Source organism: Acinetobacter sp. YH12249 (assembly GCF_013417475.1).
In the GTDB taxonomy this organism is placed as follows: domain Bacteria; phylum Pseudomonadota; class Gammaproteobacteria; order Pseudomonadales; family Moraxellaceae; genus Acinetobacter.
On record NZ_VPDX01000002.1, the window covers coordinates 62,743 to 85,168 of the forward strand.

The 22,426-nt window shown below is 43.3% G+C and carries 19 protein-coding genes; 7 read left to right on the forward strand and 12 right to left on the reverse strand.

Annotation, left to right across the window (positions count from 1 at the left end; genetic code table 11):
- Positions 1-68: 68 nt before the first annotated feature.
- On the forward strand, positions 69-380 hold the full coding sequence (locus FTV25_RS01580; RefSeq protein ID WP_180001997.1) for a metalloregulator ArsR/SmtB family transcription factor: 312 nt from the start codon (positions 69-71) through the stop codon (positions 378-380).
- A 63-nt stretch (positions 381-443) separates the two neighbouring features.
- Here the strand turns inward: FTV25_RS01580 and FTV25_RS01585 are convergent, their stop codons facing one another.
- The 3 genes from FTV25_RS01585 to FTV25_RS01595 are packed head-to-tail and all read right to left on the reverse strand — an operon-like array spanning position 444 to position 3,611.
- The gene (locus FTV25_RS01585) at positions 444-1,175 is read right to left on the reverse strand and encodes an ABC transporter ATP-binding protein (RefSeq protein WP_125279884.1); all 732 of its coding nucleotides are present in this window, start codon (positions 1,173-1,175) and stop codon (positions 444-446) included.
- Positions 1,168-2,391 (reverse strand): ABC transporter permease, encoded by a 1,224-nt coding sequence (locus tag FTV25_RS01590; protein WP_179993038.1) that lies wholly within the window; start codon positions 2,389-2,391, stop codon positions 1,168-1,170. Before FTV25_RS01590 ends, FTV25_RS01585 begins: the two co-directional genes overlap by 8 nt.
- On the reverse strand, positions 2,388-3,611 hold the full coding sequence (locus tag FTV25_RS01595; protein ID WP_179993039.1) for an efflux RND transporter periplasmic adaptor subunit: 1,224 nt from the start codon (positions 3,609-3,611) through the stop codon (positions 2,388-2,390). Before FTV25_RS01595 ends, FTV25_RS01590 begins: the two co-directional genes overlap by 4 nt.
- Positions 3,612-3,989: 378 nt before the next feature.
- Here FTV25_RS01595 and FTV25_RS01600 point away from each other — a divergent pair, with 378 nt between their 5' ends.
- The 3 genes from FTV25_RS01600 (at position 3,990) to FTV25_RS01610 (ending at position 6,103) form a co-directional block, all read left to right on the forward strand.
- Complete coding sequence (locus FTV25_RS01600; protein ID WP_180001998.1) at positions 3,990-4,859, forward strand: SDR family oxidoreductase; 870 nt, start codon at positions 3,990-3,992, stop codon at positions 4,857-4,859.
- Positions 4,860-5,086: 227 nt separating this feature from the next.
- Positions 5,087-5,251, forward strand: a complete 165-nt coding sequence (locus FTV25_RS01605) for a hypothetical protein (RefSeq protein WP_166138732.1) — start codon at positions 5,087-5,089, stop codon at positions 5,249-5,251.
- Between the two features lie 174 nt (positions 5,252-5,425).
- Complete coding sequence (locus FTV25_RS01610; protein ID WP_179993040.1) at positions 5,426-6,103, forward strand: type 1 glutamine amidotransferase domain-containing protein; 678 nt, start codon at positions 5,426-5,428, stop codon at positions 6,101-6,103.
- Between the two features lie 99 nt (positions 6,104-6,202).
- Here FTV25_RS01610 and aliA read toward each other — a convergent pair whose 3' ends face one another.
- The 4 genes from aliA to FTV25_RS01630 are packed head-to-tail and all read right to left on the reverse strand — an operon-like array spanning position 6,203 to position 10,700.
- A complete protein-coding gene (aliA, locus tag FTV25_RS01615; RefSeq protein WP_180001999.1) occupies positions 6,203-7,870 on the reverse strand; it encodes a cyclohexanecarboxylate-CoA ligase in 1,668 nt (555 codons plus the stop codon).
- Positions 7,871-7,924: 54 nt separating this feature from the next.
- Positions 7,925-9,082 carry a cyclohexanecarboxyl-CoA dehydrogenase gene (gene aliB, locus FTV25_RS01620; protein WP_180002000.1) on the reverse strand — a complete coding sequence of 386 codons (1,158 nt, stop codon included), beginning with the start codon at positions 9,080-9,082 and terminating at the stop codon, positions 7,925-7,927.
- A 12-nt stretch (positions 9,083-9,094) separates the two neighbouring features.
- Positions 9,095-9,877, reverse strand: coding sequence for a 2-ketocyclohexanecarboxyl-CoA hydrolase (gene badI, locus FTV25_RS01625; protein WP_179993043.1), 783 nt, complete (start codon positions 9,875-9,877; stop codon positions 9,095-9,097).
- Positions 9,878-9,935: 58 nt separating this feature from the next.
- Positions 9,936-10,700 carry a glucose 1-dehydrogenase gene (locus tag FTV25_RS01630; protein WP_180002001.1) on the reverse strand — a complete coding sequence of 255 codons (765 nt, stop codon included), beginning with the start codon at positions 10,698-10,700 and terminating at the stop codon, positions 9,936-9,938.
- Positions 10,701-11,205: 505 nt separating this feature from the next.
- Between FTV25_RS01630 and FTV25_RS01635 the strand changes: the two genes are divergently transcribed.
- Positions 11,206-11,694: a MarR family winged helix-turn-helix transcriptional regulator gene (locus FTV25_RS01635; RefSeq protein WP_034706362.1), complete on the forward strand. Its 489-nt coding sequence runs from the start codon at positions 11,206-11,208 to the stop codon at positions 11,692-11,694.
- A gap of 86 nt (positions 11,695-11,780) precedes the next feature.
- On the opposite strand, the gene FTV25_RS01640 is transcribed toward FTV25_RS01635, so the two are convergent.
- Positions 11,781-13,070, reverse strand: a complete 1,290-nt coding sequence (locus FTV25_RS01640) for an MFS transporter (protein ID WP_180002002.1) — start codon at positions 13,068-13,070, stop codon at positions 11,781-11,783.
- Positions 13,071-13,415: 345 nt separating this feature from the next.
- Here FTV25_RS01640 and FTV25_RS01645 point away from each other — a divergent pair, with 345 nt between their 5' ends.
- Entirely contained in the window at positions 13,416-14,639 is a 1,224-nt protein-coding gene (locus FTV25_RS01645; protein WP_180002003.1) for a CaiB/BaiF CoA-transferase family protein, read from the forward strand.
- 61 nt (positions 14,640-14,700) lie between these two features.
- Here FTV25_RS01645 and FTV25_RS01650 read toward each other — a convergent pair whose 3' ends face one another.
- Positions 14,701-16,383: an AMP-binding protein gene (locus tag FTV25_RS01650; protein ID WP_180002004.1), complete on the reverse strand. Its 1,683-nt coding sequence runs from the start codon at positions 16,381-16,383 to the stop codon at positions 14,701-14,703.
- A 281-nt stretch (positions 16,384-16,664) separates the two neighbouring features.
- On the opposite strand from FTV25_RS01650, the gene FTV25_RS01655 reads away from it, so the two are divergent.
- Positions 16,665-17,939 carry an MFS transporter gene (locus FTV25_RS01655; RefSeq protein WP_159123585.1) on the forward strand — a complete coding sequence of 425 codons (1,275 nt, stop codon included), beginning with the start codon at positions 16,665-16,667 and terminating at the stop codon, positions 17,937-17,939.
- Positions 17,940-18,005: 66 nt separating this feature from the next.
- Here FTV25_RS01655 and FTV25_RS01660 read toward each other — a convergent pair whose 3' ends face one another.
- The 3 genes from FTV25_RS01660 to FTV25_RS01670 all read right to left on the reverse strand — a co-directional run bounded on the left by FTV25_RS01660 (position 18,006) and on the right by FTV25_RS01670 (position 22,296).
- Positions 18,006-19,502, reverse strand: a complete 1,497-nt coding sequence (locus FTV25_RS01660) for an NAD(P)/FAD-dependent oxidoreductase (protein WP_180002005.1) — start codon at positions 19,500-19,502, stop codon at positions 18,006-18,008.
- Between the two features lie 16 nt (positions 19,503-19,518).
- Positions 19,519-20,358 carry an alpha/beta fold hydrolase gene (locus FTV25_RS01665; RefSeq protein ID WP_180002006.1) on the reverse strand — a complete coding sequence of 280 codons (840 nt, stop codon included), beginning with the start codon at positions 20,356-20,358 and terminating at the stop codon, positions 19,519-19,521.
- Positions 20,359-20,493: 135 nt separating this feature from the next.
- On the reverse strand, positions 20,494-22,296 hold the full coding sequence (locus tag FTV25_RS01670) for an acyl-CoA dehydrogenase C-terminal domain-containing protein (protein ID WP_180002007.1): 1,803 nt from the start codon (positions 22,294-22,296) through the stop codon (positions 20,494-20,496).
- Positions 22,297-22,426 lie beyond the last annotated feature (130 nt).

Consider the following 22,426-nt stretch of genomic DNA (forward strand, 5'->3'; position numbering starts at 1 on the left):
TATTATATAATTATAAATATTAATCAAGACGGTTTTTAAATATTGTGTGACTAATACAGGTTTTTTATATGACAGCAGATGAAACTCAGACACGTATTGATTTTTCTCAGGCTCATGTGGTAAGCGAACGCTTAAAAGTGTTGTCGAATTCTGACCGACTGAAAATTCTATGTGTACTGGTCGATAGTGAAATGAATGTGCAACAGATTGAGCTACAAACAGATATTAACCAACCCACTCTCTCACAACAACTTACGGTGCTCCGAAAAGCCGAAATGGTCAGCACGCGTCGTGAAGGAAAGCAGATTTTCTATCAGCTTTCCGACCCCAAAGTACTTATCCTGATGCAAACCTTGTATCAGCTTTATTGCAAGGCTTAAGTGATAAGAAAAATCTTTATTTATCCATAATTGGAGAATACAAATTCTTAAAATATTTAAAAATTAAGTATTTTCAGGAATATCTGCTGGAGCTGTTCTGGTATCACTTTGAATCAGGCCGTCAACTAACTTGATGGTGCGATCACAACTAACAGACAAGCGCGGATCATGAGTCACCAGCAAAATGGCACAGCCCTGTTCCTTATTTACTTTACGAAACAGTTCAAAAACTTCAGACGCGGTCTGGGTATCCAGGTTCCCGGTCGGTTCATCGGCCAGCAACAAGGCAGGTTCTGTAATGAGTGCTCGAGCAATTGCAACACGCTGTTGTTGACCGCCGGAAAGCTCATTCGGTTTTCGATGTGCATACTTTTCCAGCCCGACTGCAGCCAGAAGTTCATGAGCGCGGTCTAGAGCCTTTTGATCAGGCTTTCCATGTGCCATCATTAACGGCATAAGGACATTGTCTAATGCATTAAAAGCTTGAATCAGATGATGAAACTGAAATACAAATCCAATACTGCTGCCGCGTAATGCGGTACGTGCAGCGTCATCCATACGGCTGGTGGGTTGACCAAGCAGATATAGTTCACCGCTAGTTGGCTGGTCCAATAGACCCAGAATATTCAATAAAGTACTTTTCCCCGAGCCTGAAGGACCAATTAGTGCTGCAAAGTCATTACGTTCAATACACAAATCAATGCCATGCAGAACTTCGACTTCATTAGGCTGACCAATATTATAAGATTTACGTAGTGCTTCCAGCCGCAAGACTTCATTCGATGAATCAGACATGACGAATTGCCTCCACAGGATCAAGTGCCGCAGCACGACGGGATGGTATAGCCGCTGCCACTACACCAGTCAATGTGGCCAGCAATAAAGCCAGCAATAGCAGATTGATTGAAATTGGGATATAGAACAGGCCTGGGCCAAATTCATTAAAGATCCAGACCAGCAAATAACTGACTGCACTGCCGATAATAGACCCCAACAAGCCAAAAATTGCGCCCTGAAACAGGAAAACGCGCAGGATTTGTCTTTGTGTGGCCCCTGTTGCCCTTAAGATGCCAATTTCACGAGTCCGTTGTACGACACTGACTGACAAGACGCTAGCAATACCAAAAGCGACGGAGATGGCCACAAAAATAATAATCATATTGGTGGAAAGGCTCTGCGCTGAGATGGCATTCATTAACTGACCATTGGTTTTAATCCAGCTTTCTGCCTGTAAGGATGTCAAACGCCCGACCTGCGTTGCAATATTTTCTGCTTCAAAAATATTTTCTACCGTCAGGTCTATTACAGTGATCCCGCCTGGCAGGCTGAGTAAGGACTGTGCCTGTTTTAAATCCATATAGACATAGCGCGAATCCAGCTCACGTACTCCAAGTTCAAAAATTCCGGAAATATTTACGACAGTACTGTTGTCCTGACCGGTGTCTAATCGTAATTTGCTACCCACCTGTACACCCAGATCTTTAGCCAGCTGACTGCCAATCATTACATCATCTGCACCGACACGTAACTGCCCACTGATCATATATTCTTTGAGTGGAATTATTTTCTGATAACGTTCTGGATCCATGCCCACCAGCGCAACCGATTCCTGAGCTTCACCGCGCTGTGCGAATGCAGGTCCAGAAACTACTGGAGAAACAGCTGTCAATAAAGGCACCTGATCCAAGGTCGTCACGACCTCTTGCCAATTATTGATAGAGCGTAGTCTTTGGGCCCGTTTATCTTCTAGAACCAGCTGCACAGTGCCTGCGGGTGCGGGTATAACTTGGTTCACTTCATCGGGAGACAATAAACGGATATGTGCCTGTGTCCCTAAAGTCCTTTCGATGATATTAGACTGCAAGCCCTGTATCAGTGCCGAGATAAAAACAATCACAGACACCCCTACAGCAACACCCACTGTAATCATCAGAGACTGCATTCGGCCTTCTCGCAAAAAACTGATTGCGATCTTCCATTCAATCCAGAGACGCCCTAGTAATTTTTTCACTCGAATTTCACCGGTAATTCATTTTTATTGCTGGCATCATTATTCTGGTCGGCATAGTTGATTTCTTCGGGCTTAAATCGAACTCGTGTGCCATCTTTTAAAGTTGAAGTTGCATCTGACAGTACCTGGTCACCCACTTTTAAACCGGAAATCACTTCAGACATGGCAAGTCCGCGCAGACCCAGTTTCACTTTTTGTCGCTGGATTTTGCTATCACGTACCAGTAATACGGTGGCCTGATCGCCCTGTACTTTCCCTAGCGCATCATTCGGAATCGCTAAGGTACGATCACGGCGACCTGTCTCGACATTAACCGATACCGTCATATCCTGACGCAGGAAATCAGGTACCGGATCAACCGATAGACGCACTTCTACCGTGCCGCGTTGAGGATCGATACTCGGTGCAATAAAATTAATCCGGGCTGGGAAAGGTTTATCCGGGTAAGCATCGGCAATTGCAGTCGCTTTCTGGGACAACGCCAGTCGTGACAGATTACGTTCATCCAGTGGTACACGGATTTCGGTATTACCATCCATTGCAATGGTAAATAAGGTACGTCCTGGCTGAACCAGATCGCCAGGCTCAACATCACGGGTCAGCACCGTTCCAGCAACAGTTGCCCGGATTTTAGTTTTAGCCAGTTGAGCCTGTGCTACCGAAAGCTGCTCACGCAATGAAGCCTCCTCTACCTGACCAGGTGCCAGTGCAGCTGCTTTTAAACGCACAGTTTCATAATTATTGCGTGCTACCCTTTCTGCCTCTACAGCCTGTTCAATTTCTTCTGCCGAAAGGATGCCTGCTTCGGCATTGCGACGACGCGTCGCTTCACGGCTGGCCTGTTCCAGCTGAGCTTTTGCTGAAGCTAATTCTGCTGAGGCTTGTGGACGGCGATTGGTTGCCAGTTCATTCAATGCGACTTCTGCCTGACGAACTTGGGCTGCCAGTTCATCCGATTTAAGTACAACTAGCAAATCGCCCGGTTTGACCCGATCGCCTTCCTTGACCCGACGTTCTAGTACCACGCCGGTTACTTCACTACCGACTTGAGCACGTGAAACGGTGATGACCTGCCCGGTGGCAACCACTGATTGCACCAGCGGCATCGGCTCTAAGGTATAACCTGTGACTTGTGGCCCTTGCCACCAGCGAAATACGCCAAATGCAACGAGCAAAAGTAAAAGGATCAGGACAATATATTTATAGCGGATAGCGCGCAATGTGCTTCTCCATTCTGGTTAAAAGCGCAGTTGTAAAGAAATACTTGTAGCTTATCTAGCTGTATATTTTAGATTTATTTGGTTGTAAATAAGTTATTGGTTTTATTTTGCAGATTGGTTCCTAAATCGACTTAACTCTTCTGTAATCCACTGAAGGTATATTCCTGCTTATCGCTCTTTTCCTTAAAAAGAAACCCGATATTTCATTCTAGAAGTCGACTTTAAATAACTAAAACAGGCAGTTCTAAAGTGTCAATTTAAGCTAAATGAATAAATGCTAAATCCTGCAGAGGTTCTGTTATGAAATGTTGAGTCTAATTTAATCCCAACTAAAAGCTCCTAATATATTTTTTCCTCAAGAGCAATCAAGGAAAAAATATGAATAACTATCCTGAAACTCCAGCTTCAACTGAAACCCAAGCCCATCAACCGGGTGACCAGACTAAAATGGATCCTAATCCGGAAGTCATTAAAGAAAATTATAAAGGTAGCGATAAATTAAAAGGCAAAGTAGCACTCATTACAGGTGGTGACAGCGGGATTGGTCGCTCTGTATCAGTATTATTTGCCCGCGAAGGCGCCGATATTGCCATTTGCTATCTGGATGAAGATCAGGATGCGCTTGATACAAAAAAAATGGTTGAAGCAGAAGGACGACGTTGTCTGCTGATTCAATGCGATTTACAGCATCCTGATGAAATCAAGAAAATGGTTGAGCAGACCCTTCAGGAATTTAAAACCATTAATATTCTGGTAAATAATGCAGGTGTGCAGTATCCGCAGGACAGTATTACCGATATTTCTCCAGACCAGTTATTCAAGACCTTCAATGTCAATATCCTGTCCATGTTCCATCTGACTCAGGCGGTACTTCCACATATGCAGGCAGGTGACAGTATTATCAATACCACCAGTATCACCAGCTATCATGGACATGACACACTGATAGACTATTCAAGCACCAAAGGTGCGATTACTTCTTTTACCCGCAGCTTATCTACCAATCTGGCGAAAAATAAAACCGGAATTCGTGTGAATGGTGTTGCACCAGGCCCAATCTGGACACCACTCATTCCAAGTAGCTTTGATGAAGAACAACTGGAAGATTTTGGTAAACAGACACCAATGGGACGTATGGGACAACCGAGTGAAGTCGCTCCTGCCTATTTATTTCTGGCCAGTGAAGAAGCTAGCTATATTTCAGGTCAGATCATTCATGTAAATGGCGGCAGTATTATTAACGGCTAATCAAAGTTTGAAAGTAGATAACAGCCTTTCTAGCTGTTATCTACTTTTTTCTAAAATATTTAATACGTTTTAGTTTTAGAATCTTTGAAAAACAGAATTTGATGGATATCTATAAAATTCATCTTAAAGCTATAAAATAATTCAAACAAATCCTGACAGATGATTACCCGCGCCAAAATAATCCCTTGTTATAGTGATTTCAGACCCTACCTGATGAGGATAGTAAAATGTCTAGAGGTGATAAATCAGCTTATACCGAAAAGCAAAAACGACAGGCTAAGCATATTGAAGACAGTGAAAAAGATCGTGGTCGCCCTGAAGACGAAGCAGAGCGTATTGCCTGGTCGACTGTGAATAAGCAGGACGGCGGTGGCAAGAAAAAGAAAAACTGAGCTATCCAAAGTTCAAGGAAAGTGATGCTATTGATTTAGCATCAATTCAACTACCTAGATTTTATTCCTTTTATTTTTTAAGCAATCGAAAAAGTCTGATGGCCTTAGGTATTCAGATTCTTTCCTCTGTTTTGTTATTCCATCAAATCATTCAAGATAATTTTAAGGAAAAATATGAAAATTCTGATTGTATTAACCTCCCATGATCAACTTGGCGAAACGGGTAAAAAAACCGGATTCTGGCTCGAAGAACTGGCTGCTCCTTATTACACTTTTATTGATGCAGGCGCAGACGTAACGTTGGCCTCTCCAGCCGGTGGCCAGCCACCACTTGATCCAAAAAGCAATGAACCTGATGCGCAAACCGAAACAACCAAACGTTTTGAAGCAGATGAAGTGGCCATGCAGGCTCTTGCCAATACGCATAAATTAAGTGATGTGCTGAATCAGGATTTTGATGCGATCTTTTATCCGGGTGGTCACGGACCGTTATGGGATCTGGCCAATGACCAGAATTCTATTTCCTTAATTGAACAGACTCTACAGGCCAATAAACCTGTGGCACTTGTCTGTCATGCACCGGGTGTGCTTCGCGATGTTAAAAATGCAGAAGGCCGACCTATCGTCGAAGGTAAATCAGTGACTGGCTTTAGTAACACTGAAGAAGATGGTGTTGGCCTGACTGATATCGTGCCATTTTTAGTTGAAGATACGCTGAAAGAAAAAGGCGGACAGTATTCCAAGGCTGAGGACTGGCAAGTGCATGTACAGCAAGATGGCCTGTTAATTACCGGACAGAATCCGGCATCTTCTGCCGCAACGGCTGAGGCGCTGTTAAAGTTATTAAAATAATTTCATCCAGATATAAGTAATTTTGTTCATTTACTTATTTGCTGGTAAAAAACCCTGATGTGATGTCACATCAGGGTTTGTTCAGTTTTATTCTCAGTTCTAATTTGCTACTGCCACAGTTGATGCAATATGCTGGGCCAGTAATTCTCTGAGTTTAAATTTCTGGATTTTCCCCGATGGCGTCATCGGAATCTCGTCCCAAATCTCCAAACGTTCTGGAATATATTGCATTGCCAGATTATGGGTTTTCAGAAAATCCACCAGCTCATTAAAACTTAAAGACTGTGCTTGATCTTTTAACTTGATAATCGCACAGGCACGCTCACCTAGCCGTTCATCTGCATAGGCCACTAAAGCGACCACCGCCACATTGGGATGTTTATATAAAAGTGATTCAATTTCTGCAACCGGAATATTTTCACCGCCACGAATGATTACATCCTTTTTACGGCCACAAATCCGGATATAACCTTTCTCATCCTGATAGGCAATATCGCCCGTATCAAACCAGCCATCTGCATCGGTATCATTTAAATGAGCACGTTTGAGGTAGCCACCGAATCCAGAACAAGCGCGAATCATCAAGCGACCAGACTCATTCACCGGCTTGGTCTGTCCTGTTTTATCGACAATTTTGACGTCTACACCCGGCAAGGCGATGCCATCAGTATTAAAAGAACGTTCATCGTCATCTTCTGGACAGGTAGTAGTGACCGCGCCACATTCAGTCATTCCCCAGGCTGAAATCACTTTTACGCCTAAAATCTCCCGGGCTTTTTGCACTAATGGTCCCGGAATTGGCGCACCAGCACAAAGGAAAATTTTCAGTGAATCGACTTTGTCATGCTGTTCAGCCACAGTATTGGACAGGTCGTTCAAAAATGGCGTTGAAGCCATGGTGAAATTCACCTGATGCTGATGAATCAAGTCTACTGCTTTGGAGACATCCCAGACATCCTGTAATACCACTTTGGTATTGAGCTGAATCGGCATCATCAGGCCATACATAAATCCGGTCTGATGCGCCATCGGTGACGCCATCAATACCACATCATTTTCAGTTAAATGCAAACGCTCTGCATAAGGCACAATATTGGAAAACAAGGTATTAGCGGTATGCATCACGCCTTTCGGTTCACCTGTAGTGCCCGAGGTAAAGATTAGTTGGGTAATATCATCTGGGCCAGATTCAAGCCCATCTAGCTCAGCAATGGCTGCAGCATTCTGTTCCAGACTATGATTAAGCAACAGGCGATCAAAATTATTCTCGCCATCCCCATTCACTACAACTACGTGTTTTAGGGTGTCCAGCTTGTTGTGTAGCTGATTGGCCAACTGTTCATGGCCAAAATTACGAAAGATTTTAGGCACAACAAATACTTTAGATTCACCATGTTTAAGCATGAATTCCAGTTCACGCTCACGGAATATCGGCATGAGTGGATTCAATACGGCGCCAATACGGCTACAAGCCAGATACAGCAAGGTAAATTCCCACCAGTTCGGCAACTGGCAAGACACCACATCATTTTTCTCAATACCCAACTGTTTCAAGCCCAGCGCAATTTTGTTGGTCATGTCCCAAAGCTGCTGGTAGCTGAAAGTCTGTTCAGTTTGATTCTCGACCTTAAAACTCACTAAAGCGGTTTTGTCCGGATTTTTTTCTACCGCACTGCGTAAAAAATCGAGAATTGTTTGATTGAGCCAGTGTCCCTGTTTGAGCATGGCCTCTTTTCTTGTCGGGATCAGAACCGCATCGAAATCCATTCGCTTATTCCTCATTTTTTATAATAGTCTTATTTTGGCGGGGGCATACTTTCCTTAAGCTGGTACAGCCTTACGTCCTGCCTTATGCCGAGCGATAATTGTTTTCATGATCTGTGCTGTGCCATCGCCAATCTGGAAGCCCAGTACATCACGCATGCGCTGTTCCATCACACCACGGTCATAACCGGCATGACCAAAAGTCAGCAGGCATTGATGAATCACATCATAGGCCAGTTTCGGCCCCCACCATTTACACATGCCTGCTTCAGAGGTATGTGGCAGATGGTTGTCTTTCAGCCATAATGTTTGCAGACAAAGTAAGCGCGCAGCTTCAACCTGCGTTTCATATTCTGCTAACGGATGGGAAACACCCTGGAAAGCAGTCAATGGCTGACCAAAAGCTTCACGTTGCGCAGCATATTCCCAAGCCTCATCCAGACTGACGCGTGCAACCGCCAAAACTTGCAGACCAATCAGGGCACGCGAGAAATCAAAGCCCTGCATAACCTGAACGAAACCTTTATTTTCATTGCCCAGACGATGATTTACTGGTACACGGACATTGTCAAAGAAGATCGAACCGCGACCAATCGCACGCTGGCCGTGACAGTCAAAACGTGTGGTGCTGATGCCTGGTAAGTTCATCGGAACCAAGAGCGCTGTCACGCCATGTGCACCATCTTCATGGGTGCCAGTGCGACCGAAAACCACCGAAGCATCTGCCTGATCGGCCGCAGAAATTGAGGTCTTTTCGCCGTTAATCACATATTCGTCGCCATCACGTTCAATCTTTAAACGTAAGTTGGCAGCATCTGAACCACCACGTGGCTCGGTCAACGCAATAGAAAAAATCGCTTCACCAGCGGTCAGTTTTTTTAACCATGGCTCCACCACTTCAGGCTGTCCATGTTCTGCCAGAATCTGACCATTTAAAGAAGCCAGCAAGTTGATATAAGAAAAACTTAAGTCTGCTTTGGCAATGGCTTCATGGATAATCCCTGCTGCCAGTCGGCCCATACCCTGACCACCGTATTGTTCAGGGAGTTCGGGGGCTATAAAGCCCATTTCCCCCATTTTTTTCACCAGATCACGATCAAAGACTCGGCTTTGATCACGCTCCAGAAAACCGGGAGCCACATATTTCTGGGCAAATTTTTCTGCCGTTTCAGCTAAAAGTTCTAGATCTTCGGTGATATAAGGATTCTTTTTCATTGATCAGTCTCCTTATTTAGCATACTTACGGAATTCAGGCTGACGTTTTTCCTTCAATGCATTCACGCCTTCACGAGACTCTTCAGTATCGTAATAAAGTTTTAGCGCATACATGCCCATGCCAGCGATCCCCGCCTGATGTGCGGTATCCATATTGAAACTGCGTTTGGCAATCGCGATTGCGGTCGGACTACGCTGACAGATTTCTTCGCCCCATGCCTGAACTTCTGCATCGAGTTGATCTGCTGGTACACATTTATTGGCCAATCCAATTTCAACCGCTTCCTGACCAGAATAACGGCGGCACATGTACCAGATTTCACGGGCTTTCTTCTCACCCACGACGCGTGCTAAAAATGCTGTGCCATAACCTGGATCGACTGAACCCATTTTTGGCCCGACCTGACCAAAGATTGCTTTATCTGAACAGATCGTCAGATCACAAATCGTGGCCAGTACATTACCTCCCCCAATCGCATAACCTTGTACGCGCGCAATTACCGGTTTGGGGACATCACGAATGGCGGTATGCAATTCTTCCATCGGTAAACCAATGGTACCGCGACCGTCATAATTACCATCATGCGCAGACTGATCACCACCAGTACAAAACGCTTTTTCACCCGCGCCGGCCAATACAATCGCCCCAACGTTACGGTCATAGCCTGCCTTATTTAAAGCCTTGATCAGTTCATCACAGGTCGTACCACGAAAGGCATTCATTTTTTCTGGACGGTTAATCGTGATCCAGGCTACACCGTTTTTTACTTCATATAAGATATCTTCAAAATTCATGTTCATTACGTCCTGTACTGTTTTATCTGTCTAATTTAGTGTTAATTAATTTGATGCTTTAACCATTCATGGTCAAACCGCCAGAGACACTAAGGACCTGTCCGGTAATAAAGCTGGCATCTTCACTTAAGAAAAAAGCAATCGCAGAAGCTAAATCATCCGGCTGACCCAAACGGCCCAGTGGAATGGCACGAACAAAGGCTTCACGTAATTTTTCTGGATTTGATGCACCTTCAGTCACGCCTGCAAGTAAAGCGGTATCAGTTGGTCCTGGGCAAATCACATTAATTTTGATGTTATGGCGTGAATGTTCGCGTGCCAGAGTTTTGGAGAAAGATAGCAATCCTCCCTTACAGGCAGCATAGACTGCTTCGCCCGAAGAACCGACACGGGCTGCATCTGAGGCAATATTAACGATACTGCCGGAATTACGTTCGACCATGCCTTTCAGCACAGCAAAGTGCATATTCAGCATACCGACCAGATTGATCTGGATCAGTTTCTGCCATTCGTCTGGGGTGCTTTTAATGAAGGGTTTAAAAATGTCCCAACCAGCATTATTCACTAGTCCATCGATCGGGCCTAATTCAGTTTCCGTTTTTTGAACCGCCTGTTCAACGACGTCACTTTGGGTAATATCACACTGAATTGCTAACGCCTGACCGTATTGATTAATTTCATTTGCCAGCTTCTCGGCAGCTTCCAGATTCATATCAAAAATGGCAACTTTTGCGCCTTCTTCAGCCAGACGTCGGCAGGTTGCGGAACCAATTCCGCCTGCACCGCCTGTCACAATCATGACCTTGTCTTTTAATCCTTTCATTGCTTTATCCCTACGCTATTTGTTGTCGAATTTAATCAGCTGTTGTTCTAATTCGGTGTGTTTTATCTAAAATAGAAAGAGATTGAATTTATGTCAATATATTTACATAAAATAATATTTATATTTTTATAAATATTTAAATAACAATTAGTTAATAATTTTATTTATTCAATGTATTGACCTATATTGACTTTTATCTTTAGAGTAACCCATATCTAGTCCCAGCTTATTACTAAGCTGTTTCTGTTTCATGAAGGATGTTTTATTTCTTTAGATTGCTAGATGACTGCCTTGATATTCAGCTAGAGAACAAACTGAAACTGTGAATATCAAGAAAGATATTTTTAAATGATTTAATCGCTTAGTTCAGGATTTAAAGATGCAGATTTCTGCTAAAACACTATGATTTTTAAAACAAATTATAAAAGAAACTGATTTATGCGAAAAAGCGATAGGTTATACTTTGCGCCGTTTGGCTATTTCAGTTTTGAGGATGTTGCATATAGTGAGTGATACTTTGTCAAAAAAATATGATCAATCCTTATATTCCGCTCATAACCGGCTGTTTTTCCGTCTGTTTCAGGTGGGAAACAGTCTGGATCGAAAATGCTTAAATGAGCTAAAAATATCTCCCGTGCATTGGGCTGTGCTGGGTGCCCTGTCTCGTCCTAAAGTTAAATCTGGTATGTCTTTTTCAGATCTGACCGAATATCTGGGTGTAAGCCGACAAAATCTGGATGCCGTCTTAAAACGACTGGAACGTGATGGACTGGTAGAGCGTGTTATCAATGAACAGGATCGACGTGCCAAAATTGTTGCGCTTACCACGGAAGGTTTTCAGACCTGGGATAGCCTGCAGGATGATTTTTTTGAGTTTTATGGACAAGCCTTAAATAAACTGGCTTTTGATGATGTGATTACCCTGATTCATTTACTCAATAAAGTAAATGATGGTCTGAAAAGTATTCATCTGCAAAAAGAGTCGGACCAATAAAAAATAGAAATCTTATTTTTAAATTAAATAGATAAAAAATGAGCCCTTATGAGGCTCATTTTTAACATCATTGTTTAAAATGATCATTATGCTTTTTGTGGGTCATATTGACGATCTTTGATAAAGATCCCAGACACTGCACCACACAAGAAATAGGCACCGCCCATAATCAGGAAGCCCAAGCCAATTGAACCACCACTCGCTGCTGCGCCAATAATCGCAGGCGCAAACATGGCCCCAATACGCCCTGCATTATAAGCACCACCGACTGCTGTACCGCGGATTGACGTCGCAAAGCTTTCAGTCATATAAGTTGCGTTAATTGCATATGGAATACCATATAGGAAACCAAAGAAAATTAGCAGATAGGCAATATTATCTGGGGTGTTGAACAGCACAATTACGGGTAGAAAAATCGCCGTACCAATCGCGCCAAAAGAGAAAACGGCGCGTCGACCTAAACGGTCTGCAGCAAATCCGGCCAGAACTTTACCAAAAATCATGGCGACATAAGTCCCGATCATATAGCCCGCCATTGATTTAAAGTTCATGTGTAATTCAGATTCTAGATAAGCCGGCATCCAGTTATTTACACCGTAATAGCCAAACTGCAGAAAGCCAGCCGTAAAAATCCATAAAATAAACATTTTACGATTCGCAGGATCTGCAAAGATTTCTTTAACGGTACTTTTCTTAACAGGTTGTTTGGTGGTTTCTTCAGCGGGTGCATATAAACGCAGTAATCTTGCACGCTGCCACGATTCTGGTTCAGGAACCAGTTTCTGGATAAAAATCGCCATGACGGATGGAATAATCGCGACAAAAAACAGTGTACGCCAGCCATATTCAGGAATAATCCAACCTGCCAATACAGTAGCTACGATATAGCCGACCGTCCAACCTGCCTGTAAGGTACCTAAAATTGTAGTCCGGTATTTGGTTGGTACATATTCAGCCATCAGGGTACTGGCTGCAATATATAAAGACCCGATCCCAAACGCAGACAGGAAACGTAGTACCGCGAACTGTTCATAGTTTTGGGTAAAGCCCAAGGCTGCAGTTAATACTGAAAAGATCAGAATTGAAATAACGACTGTACGTACCCGGCCTAAACGGTCACAAGCCCAGCCACCAATAAAACCACCAATCGCCATACCCGCGAGTGTAAAACTACCCAAGGTGCCGGCTTGTAAATTACTTAAACCAAATTCTGCTTTCAGGCTATTTAAGCTGAAGGACAGCAGTAGCATATCCGCGCCATCGACCAAGAGTGCCAAAAAGGCAAAGACAAAGGCGATCTGCTGGGTTCGCTTGGTGGTGGGTTTTATCTTTGCGAGTTCTCTTTCTAAAACTTGTTCTCTTACTAATTCCGTCATATTTAAATCTCTATTCCTATCCTTAGGTTTTTTCATTCTGATCTTGAGTATGCACACTTCTGTATGCATGCGCTTTAAGCGCGATCCGTTTTCAAAGCACAGTACTTACTCCTGTTCTTATAGTCTCATTCCCGAGACTTTTCCCTCTCCTGTTATTTTTGAATCGTATTTATTCTCGTCATCAGGCTAAAGAAGTTAGGATGATTTTTCAATCATTTTAGGTGTTTTATTTTGTTAGACGAAATTAAGTATCGTAAAGTTGATTGTTTTTCCATTTTCATATAGCTTTAAAGCGATTATTAAAATGACATGTAATCTAAATAACATCGAACAGGGAGCGTAACGATGGGTGCTTTAACAGGCTTTCGTGTACTGGATTTAAGCCGGATTTTGGCTGGTCCTTGGTGTAGCCAGATTCTGGCGGACTTAGGTGCAGAAGTGATTAAAATTGAAAAGCCTGATCATGGAGATGACACACGAATCTGGGGACCACCTTGGCTTAAAAATAATCAGCAGGAAGATACCCATGAATCGGCTTACTACCTTTCAGCCAATCGTGGTAAACATTCGGTTGCCGTAGATTTATCTACCCCGGAAGGTCAACGCATTATCAAGAAACTCGCAGAACAAAGCGATGTAGTCATTGAGAACTATAAAGCGGGTTCATTGAAAAGATATGGTCTGGATTATGAAAGTCTGAGCCAGATAAATCCGCGTCTGGTGTACTGTTCAATTACCGGCTTTGGCCAGAATGGCCCGCGTGCGCAAGAACCAGGCTATGACTTCATTGTTCAGGGTATGGGCGGTATGATGAGTGTTACGGGTGAACGTGATGACCTTCCAGGGGGTGGTCCGCAAAAAGCAGGTCTAGCCTTTGCTGATCTGACCACTGGCTTATATGCTGCAATTGCGATTCAAGCTGCTTTATTGTCCCGTGAAAAAACTGGTGAAGGTCAGCATATTGATATGGCACTGCTGGATACCCAGGTCGCTTCCCTCTCTGTTCTAGCCATGAATTATCTGACCTCAGGTAAAGTCCCTGGCCGCTTCGGAAATGCCCATGCCAATATTGTGCCTTATCAGGTGTTTAAAGCACAGGAAGGTGAGTTCATTATTGCCTGTGGGAATGACCTGCAATTTCAAGCGCTGTGTCAGGCCGTGGGTTTGAATAACGTGGCAGAAGATCCGCGCTTCTTGAAAAATTCAGGACGGGTTACACATCGTGAAGAACTCACCACTCTCTTACAGGCTCATTTCTACTCTCAACCGGCAAAACACTGGGTAGATCTTATTCATGCAGTCAAAGTCCCAGTGGGCATGATCAATAACCTGAAACAGGCTTTGGAAGAAGAACAGGTTCTGGCGCGTGAAATGGTCATTCAGATGCCGCATACTCTACGTGACGATTACACCTCGATTGGTTCGCCGATTAAACTTTCCAAGACCCCGGTAGAATATAAAAAAGCACCACCGTGTCTGGGTGAAGATACCGACGCCATCTTGAGCCAGTATTTAAGCCCTGCTGAAATGGAAGAGCTGAAAAGTAAAAAAGTCATCCAGCAGCGCTAAACTGCTCAGCAATAAAAAAAGGAATCGAAAGATTCCTTTTTTATTTTGACTATGTCATTTCTCAGCAGGCTTTGGCATCCGGCTGCACGGTTTTAGGCAACTCACGGCGTAGAATTTTACCGACTGCAGACTTTGGCAATCCAGACACAAACTCAATATATTTTGGCAGCTTATAACTGGTCAATTGTAGTCTCAGATAGGTCATGACTTCATTCTCGGTCAGACTGGTATCCTGTTTTACAATAAAGGCTTTCGGAACTTGTCCAGATTTTTCATCATCCACTCCAATGACGGCACATTCCAGTACTTTAGGATGTTTGGATAAAACGCCTTCCAGCTCATTTGGATAGACATTAAAGCCTGAGACCAGAATCATGTCCTTTTTACGGTCTAAAATGGTGATATAACCCTTCTCGTCCATACAGCCGATATCACCTGTCAGGAAGAAACCATCTTTGGTAAATACCTGTGCTGTTGCTTCCGGTTGTTTCCAGTAACCTTTCATCACCTGAGGGCCGCGAATAGCAATTTCTCCAGCCTGATGAAGTGCTACAGGTTTTCCTTCATCATCCAGAATCTGAATTTCTGTGCCTGCCAATGGCAAGCCAATACTACCGCTAAAGCGCTTGCTTAAAGGCGGGTTAAATGTTGCCGTTGGTGAGGTCTCAGAAAGACCGTAGCCTTCATAGATATGACAGCCTGTGACTTCATACCATAATTCTGCCGTATTTTTTAAAACAGATGCACCGCCACCTGTCGTGGTTTTTAGGCGTGAGTGATCCAGCTCGCGAAAACGTGGATGATGAGCCAATGCATTAAACATGGTATTCACGCCCGGAAACACCGTCGGAGGATGTTTATGATATTGATCTACCAATGCATCCAGATCTCTTGGATTTGGAATCAGGACATTGGCAAAACCACGACTCAGACCATAACTGAACAGGCAAATAGTAAAACCATAAATGTGATACAGCGGCAAGACACAAAACACATATTCTTCTTCAGTGGCATAACGATCGCCAAAATGGCTAATGAACACCGTACTGTTCTGGGCAATATTAAATAAGATATTGCGATGACTGAGTTCAGCCCCTTTGGAAACACCTGTAGTCCCACCGGTATATTGCAGAATGACAGTATCTTCCTGCTGCTGTACAGGCGCTACAAAATCAATCACCTGTACCTGATCAATGGCCTGCTTAAAGTCAGAAAAATGTTTTTCTGGATATTGCTCCGTTTGGCTATAAATTGATATCGGCTGATCCTGAATAAAATCGAGCGGATGGGTAGAAATTACATGTTTCAGCGCAGGACATTCATCCAGATTATTTAACTGTTCTAAGGTTGAGCCCAGAATAATCAAGGCTTCTGCTCCTGAATCCTGAACTTGATGATACAACTCACGCTGGGTGTACATCGGGTTTACATTCACCAGAATATAACCTGCACGAATAATCGCGAAAGTCGCAATCGGATATTGAATAATATTCGGCAACATCACCGCGATTCGGCTACCGGCTGCCAAGCCTAGATTTTGAAGATAGGTCGCCAGTTTCTGGCTATAAACGTCAATATCCTGATAGCTGAACTTTCGATCCAGATAAAAGAATGCAGTCTTATCCTTAAACTTAAGCAGATTCTCAGCAATCATCGTACTCAAAGTTTTGTCAGGGTCAGGCCGGGTAAATTCCGGATTGACGTTCCATTTTTTATATTCTTCCATCCATGGCTGACTTGTCATTACAGCACTCCTATCCTTGATTTTAAATTTATTTTGTATTGTGAAACTTTATTTTGATTAAAAAATAATAACGTTATCTTTCCTCCCAAATCAATGCAATATTTGGCTAATTTCAAATTTTTACAAATAAAATCACGAATTTTATGGCTAATTATTTGGATATATTTTATCAATTAATAATATAAAATTTCTTATAGCGAAATAATAAATCAGTAAAAGCAACAAAAGAATGTGGATTCATTCTTATAAAACAACAACGTAACAAGAAAAGGATGTCGATGATGACGTATGAAACTTCAGTGCTAGAAGCTGAACGGGTCACAGTTCAGCCTAAAAAAATATGGATGACCGCGTTTATTCTATGTTTTCTTATTTTACTTGCAGACGGTGTTGATCTGGCTTTTTTGGCCTATAGCCTCACCAGTATCAAAGCTGAATTTAATTTAACCACAGTTCAGGCAGGTGCCTTAGGGAGCTGGAGTCTGGTCGGTGGAGTGATTGGCGGATTAATTGGCGGTTGGGCCTGTGACCGTTTTGGCCGGGTGAAAGTTATTGTATTTTATATGATTCTTGCTTCCAGCTTATCCTGCACCTTGGGCTTTGTAGAATCTTACCATCAGTTTTTAATTATCCGCAGTATTGCAGCTATTGGACTGGGTTCCCTATACATCGCCTGTAATACCTTAATGTCAGAATATGTTCCGACAAAATACCGGACAACTGTTCTGGCGGCACTTATGACCGGTTTTACCCTAGGCTCATTATGTGCAACTTTACTGGCGGGCTGGATTATTCCTGAATATGGCTGGCGTATGCTGTACTGGATTACCATTTGCCCGATCGTTCTGGCTTTTCTGCTTTATTTTCTTGTTCCTGAACCGGATTCATGGCTACGTTCACGTGAATTAAAACGTCAGGAAGCAGCTAGCAAAGTTAAGGTGAAAAAGCAGAATCCTTATAAAGTCATTCTCAAAGATAAAAATCACCGCTGGATGTTTTTACTATGGATTTTAAGTGCAGGTGCCCTGCAATTTGGTTATGCCGGTTTAAGTAACTGGTTACCTGCCTATCTCGAATCGGATCTGGGCATCAGTTTTAAGGCCATGACTGGCTATATGGTTGGCACGTTTATGATCATGATTTTTGCCAAGATCGTCGCAGGCATTCTGGCAGATCGTTTCGGACGACGTGCCTTGTTCGCTTTTGGAACCATGGGCACAGCCCTGTTTCTTCCGATTGTAATTTATTTCAATACACCGACCAATATTTTGTACCTGATGCTCATGTTCGGCTTCTTATATGGTATGCCATTTGCCATTAATGCCACGTATATGACTGAAAGCTTCCCTACTTCGATTCGTGGTACGGCTGTAGGTGGTGCATTCAATATAGGCCGTATCGGAGCAGTATTTGCCCCACTCACAATTGGATATTTTGCTCATGGAGGTTCAATTGGAACGGGACTACTGGTAATGGCAGGCGCCTATTTTATTTGTGGTCTGATTCCTGCACTGTTTATACGTGATCGCTTATATGATCCGCAAAAAGCAGATTAATCTCTATCATCTTTTGATAAAAAACCAGTCAAATAGACTGGTTTTTTAATGAATAAAATTTAAAAATCAGACAACTTTTCTTTGAGCATTTTCCATGTATTCATAATGGTAACCACTGCGAATAAAATGCTGGTTTTTGTCTCTAAATGAATGCGCATAATCTGGCCAGACCAAAGTCAGCTGGCGACTCACCGGGTCCAGATACCAACTTTTACAGCTTTCTGATAACCAGACACTGCCTTGGGAAAGCTGCTGTAACTCTTGCATATAGCGATTTTCAGCGTTCTGATCGGCTTCAAAGACCTGAATCTGTTCCTGTTCAAAAAACTGCAAGGCATCCAGTACCAGATCAAACTGGGTTTCCAGAAAATAAAGTGCTGAATTATGCCCACTTCCGGTATTTGGACCGTTTAAGATAAACAGATTCGGAAAGTTATGGACTGTCGTAGATTGATAACCCTGCATACCACTAGACCATTGCTGCTCAAGGCTTAAGCCATGTTTACCTACCACCTTTGCCGCATAAGGTGGTCGTGCTGCTTCAAATCCAGTAGCAAAGACGATGATATCTGCAGAATATTCATTGCCTGATTTGCTGATTACACCGTCTTTTGTGATGGCGGCCAAAGCTGAATCTTCAAGCGTGACATTCGGTTTTAGAAAAGTTGGATAATAATCATTGGACAGCAATAAACGCTTGCAGCCCGGTTCATAATTCGGTGTGAGTTTCTGCTGTAATTTAGGATCTGAAATCTGGTGTTTCAAGAATTGCAGGCAGTTTTTTTTGACCCGCTCGATCTGACTTTTCAGATTACGGCGCTGGGCAAAATTGTATTCATTGCCCCAGAACAAAGAATGTCTTAACACTGCCATGCTGTCTGGTTCTTTGCGGAAAAGCTGTTTTTCTGACTCAGAATAAGGCCGGTCTGGTCGCGGTAAAATATACGGCGCACTGCGTTGCAATACGGTCAGACTTTTTGCTGTTTTGGCAATTTCCGGTACAAGCTGGATAGCTGAAGCCCCTGAACCCACGACAACCACACGCTGATTATCCAGATTCACTTCGTGATTCCAACGTGCAGAATGCATGACCTGACCTTGAAATTCTTCTAGTCCCGGAATTTGTGGCAGATGTTCATCTGCCAGATGCCCGGTTGCTGTAATTAAAAAATTTGCTTCATAAGAACCTTTAGATGTCTGAATATTCCAGATACGTTTTTCGGTATTCCAGCTGGCTTTTTCCAGTTGAGTATGAAAATCAATATGTGGCCGGATATTTTCCTGATCACAGCATTGAATTAAGTAACGTTGAATTTCTGCCCCTTGCGGAAAGACACGTGACCAGTTGGGATTTTTAATAAACGAGAAAGAATATAAATGGGAAGGTACATCACAGGCGACACCGGGATAGGTATTATCACGCCATGTTCCGCCCACTTCTGCGGCACGTTCAATGATTTTAAAATCGTGAATGCCCTGCTGTTTAAGACGGATCGCTATGCCTAATCCACCAAAACCGCTGCCTACAATTAAAATCTTGCTGCGCTGTCCTTGAGCTTGCATTATTTTTCTCCTTTTTTTAAGGCATCATGGGCTGGATTTTCTGATTCGCCGGATACTGTTCTGGATGCTGGCTAAACTGGTTGATCAGTTGCACCACTTCCGCTGGCGCTTCAATATGGATTGCATGTCCTGAAGCTATTTCGATATAGCGGCTGTTCTGAATCGAAGCAAACAGTAATTTTGCTTGCGCTAAAGGCACCATCCGGTCTTCACGGCAAGCCACGATCAAAGTCTCCGCAGAGATGTTCGGCAAAATGGCGGTGATGTCAATGCGATAATTCAGTTCACGCTGTTTGGCTGCATCTTGAGAAGGCTTAACGAAGCGTGCCAGATCAAGCACCTGTTTTTCAGTTCGAACAGACAGATAATCATCGCTATACAGGCAATAATTTACAAAATGTGGCAAAGCCGCGGATTGATCATTAAATAACTGTTCCCAGATCGTGGTCCGCAGTTGTTGGACTGAACTGGTTTTTGCCCAACCGGCTAGCAAGATTAAATGTGCTACGCGTTGTTTAAGACTCGCGGCTACTTGTGCAGCAATCACGGCACCGAGTGAATAACCCACCACAGTAATCACTTCATCAGCTGCTACCGCATGCTGGATCAGTTCTTCAACTTGCTGACTAAAATCAGTCACTGCCAGATCGGTTTTATCTGGGGTATGTAAATCAATCGATAAAACCCGCTGATGAATACCGAGCATAGGAAAAATATAGCTAAAATGTTTGTCGGTATTTCCACCTGTGCCATGAATCAGAATAATGGTGGGATATGAGGATTTCTGTCCGACTTCGTGATAAGTCAGTTGCAGATCACCATAAGGACATTGTCGAGTAATCGTGTCTAAATCCATATAGACTCCTGATCTTGTTGTTTTATGGCCGATGTAATACTGAAAAGTACCTATCGATATTGAGTTTTGTGCAGGATAAAAAAAGTAGTAACAAAAAAAGACCCACGATCGAGAGATTGATCGTGGGCAAAAGGATTAATCGAATTTAAACTCTTCAGGAGTCAGCAGGAACAGGCTCTCACCACCGGCCTGAATATTGGCAACGTGAGTTGAAGTTCTTGGCAGAATCCGGGCAAAGAAGAATTGTGCCGTTTTGATCTTCGCTGCATAGAACGGATCAGTATTACCTTCTTCAATCTTTTGCTGCGCCGTAATCGCCATTTTCAGCCATAAATACGAAGACACCACATAACCAGAGAAATATAGGTAATCCACAGATGCCGCACCGATTTCATTGGCAGACTGTTGTGCCTGAGCCTGAATCGTTTTGGTTAATTCTAGCCATTGCTCAGTCAGCTGGCTCACTTGTGCAACCTGCTGGTTAAACTGGGCATGTTGCTGATGCTCTTTAACAAAGCCCTGAATCTCATCCGTTAATGCAGTGAGCAAAACCAATTTTGAACCTAGCACTTTACGCGCCAGCAAGTCGATTGATTGAATTTCAGTAGTACCTTCATACAGACTGGCAATACGTGCATCACGGGCAATCTGTTCCATGCCATGTTCAGCAATATAGCCGTGTCCACCAAAGACCTGCATACCGTGTTTGGCAGCTTCTACACCTGTTTCGGTCATTAAGGCTTTAGCAATTGGGGTCAATAATGCCAGACGGTCTTCTGCAGCTTTCCTCTCTTCAGGATTATCCGTTGCTTCAGCGATATCAGCATACGTTGCCAGATAATAAGCCAAGGCACGTGAACCTTCTGCAAATACCTTTTGAGTCAGTAGCATATTACGCACTGCTGGATGCACGATAATTGGATCCGCAGGCAGGTTTGGTTCTTTAGCACCTTCAAGTGAACGCATGGCCAGACGGTCTTTGGCATAAGCCAATGCGCCTTGATAAGAAGATTCAGCTGCAGCCAAACCTTGAATCGCTGTACCAATACGCGCAGAGTTCATAAAAGTAAACATGCAGTTCAAGCCGCGGTTTTCAGGCCCGATCAGGAAACCTTTGGCATTATCAAAATTCAGTACACAGGTCGCATTGCCATGAATACCCATCTTGTGTTCAATCGCGCTACACACCACGCCATTGCGTGAAGCCACATTTCCAGCTTCATCCAGATTGTATTTAGGTACGATAAACAGCGAAATACCTTTGGTGCCGGCAGGCGCATCCGGTAAACGTGCTAGTACGATATGTACGATATTTTCAGCCAGGTCATGCTCACCTGCAGAAATAAAGATTTTCTCACCACTGATGCTGTAGCTGCCATCTTCATTTGGCACCGCTTTGGTACGGATTAGGCCCAGATCAGAACCGGCATGTGATTCAGTTAAACACATGGTTCCGGTCCAGCGTCCTGCAATTAAAGGCACCAGGAATTTCTGTTTTTGTTCATCACTACCGTGATGTTCTAAAGTACGCATCGCACCATGAGACAGGCCTGGGTACATACCCCAAGACCAGTTGGTCGCCGTGATAATTTCTGAAATGGCAATACGGTATAAAGTCGGGAAGCCTTGGCCGCCATATTTTTCATCGCCAGTTAATGAGGTAAAGCCGAGTTCTACATATTTGTCATAAGCCGCTTTAAAACCATCCGGTGTAGTTACGACGCCATCTTGCAAACGGCAGCCTTGCTGGTCGCCTGTCGCATTAATCGGTAGAAGTTCGTTTTGGCAAAAGTCCGCAGCGACTTCCAGATATTGTTCCATAATATCCATAGAAACTTTGTCTGCGAACTTTGCATAGCCTTCGTATTTCTGTTCAACATTGAGCAGATCTTTCAGCACAAACTTCATGTCTTTCAATGGCGCAATATAATTTCTCATCGTAATTCCCTTGTATGAGTTCTAATTTGTGTATTTATGACAATTAATTTCATAATACGAAATTATGTTTTAGGTCGAATATAATATAAGTTCATGGATAAAATCTAGTCATGACATAAAAAATCACATT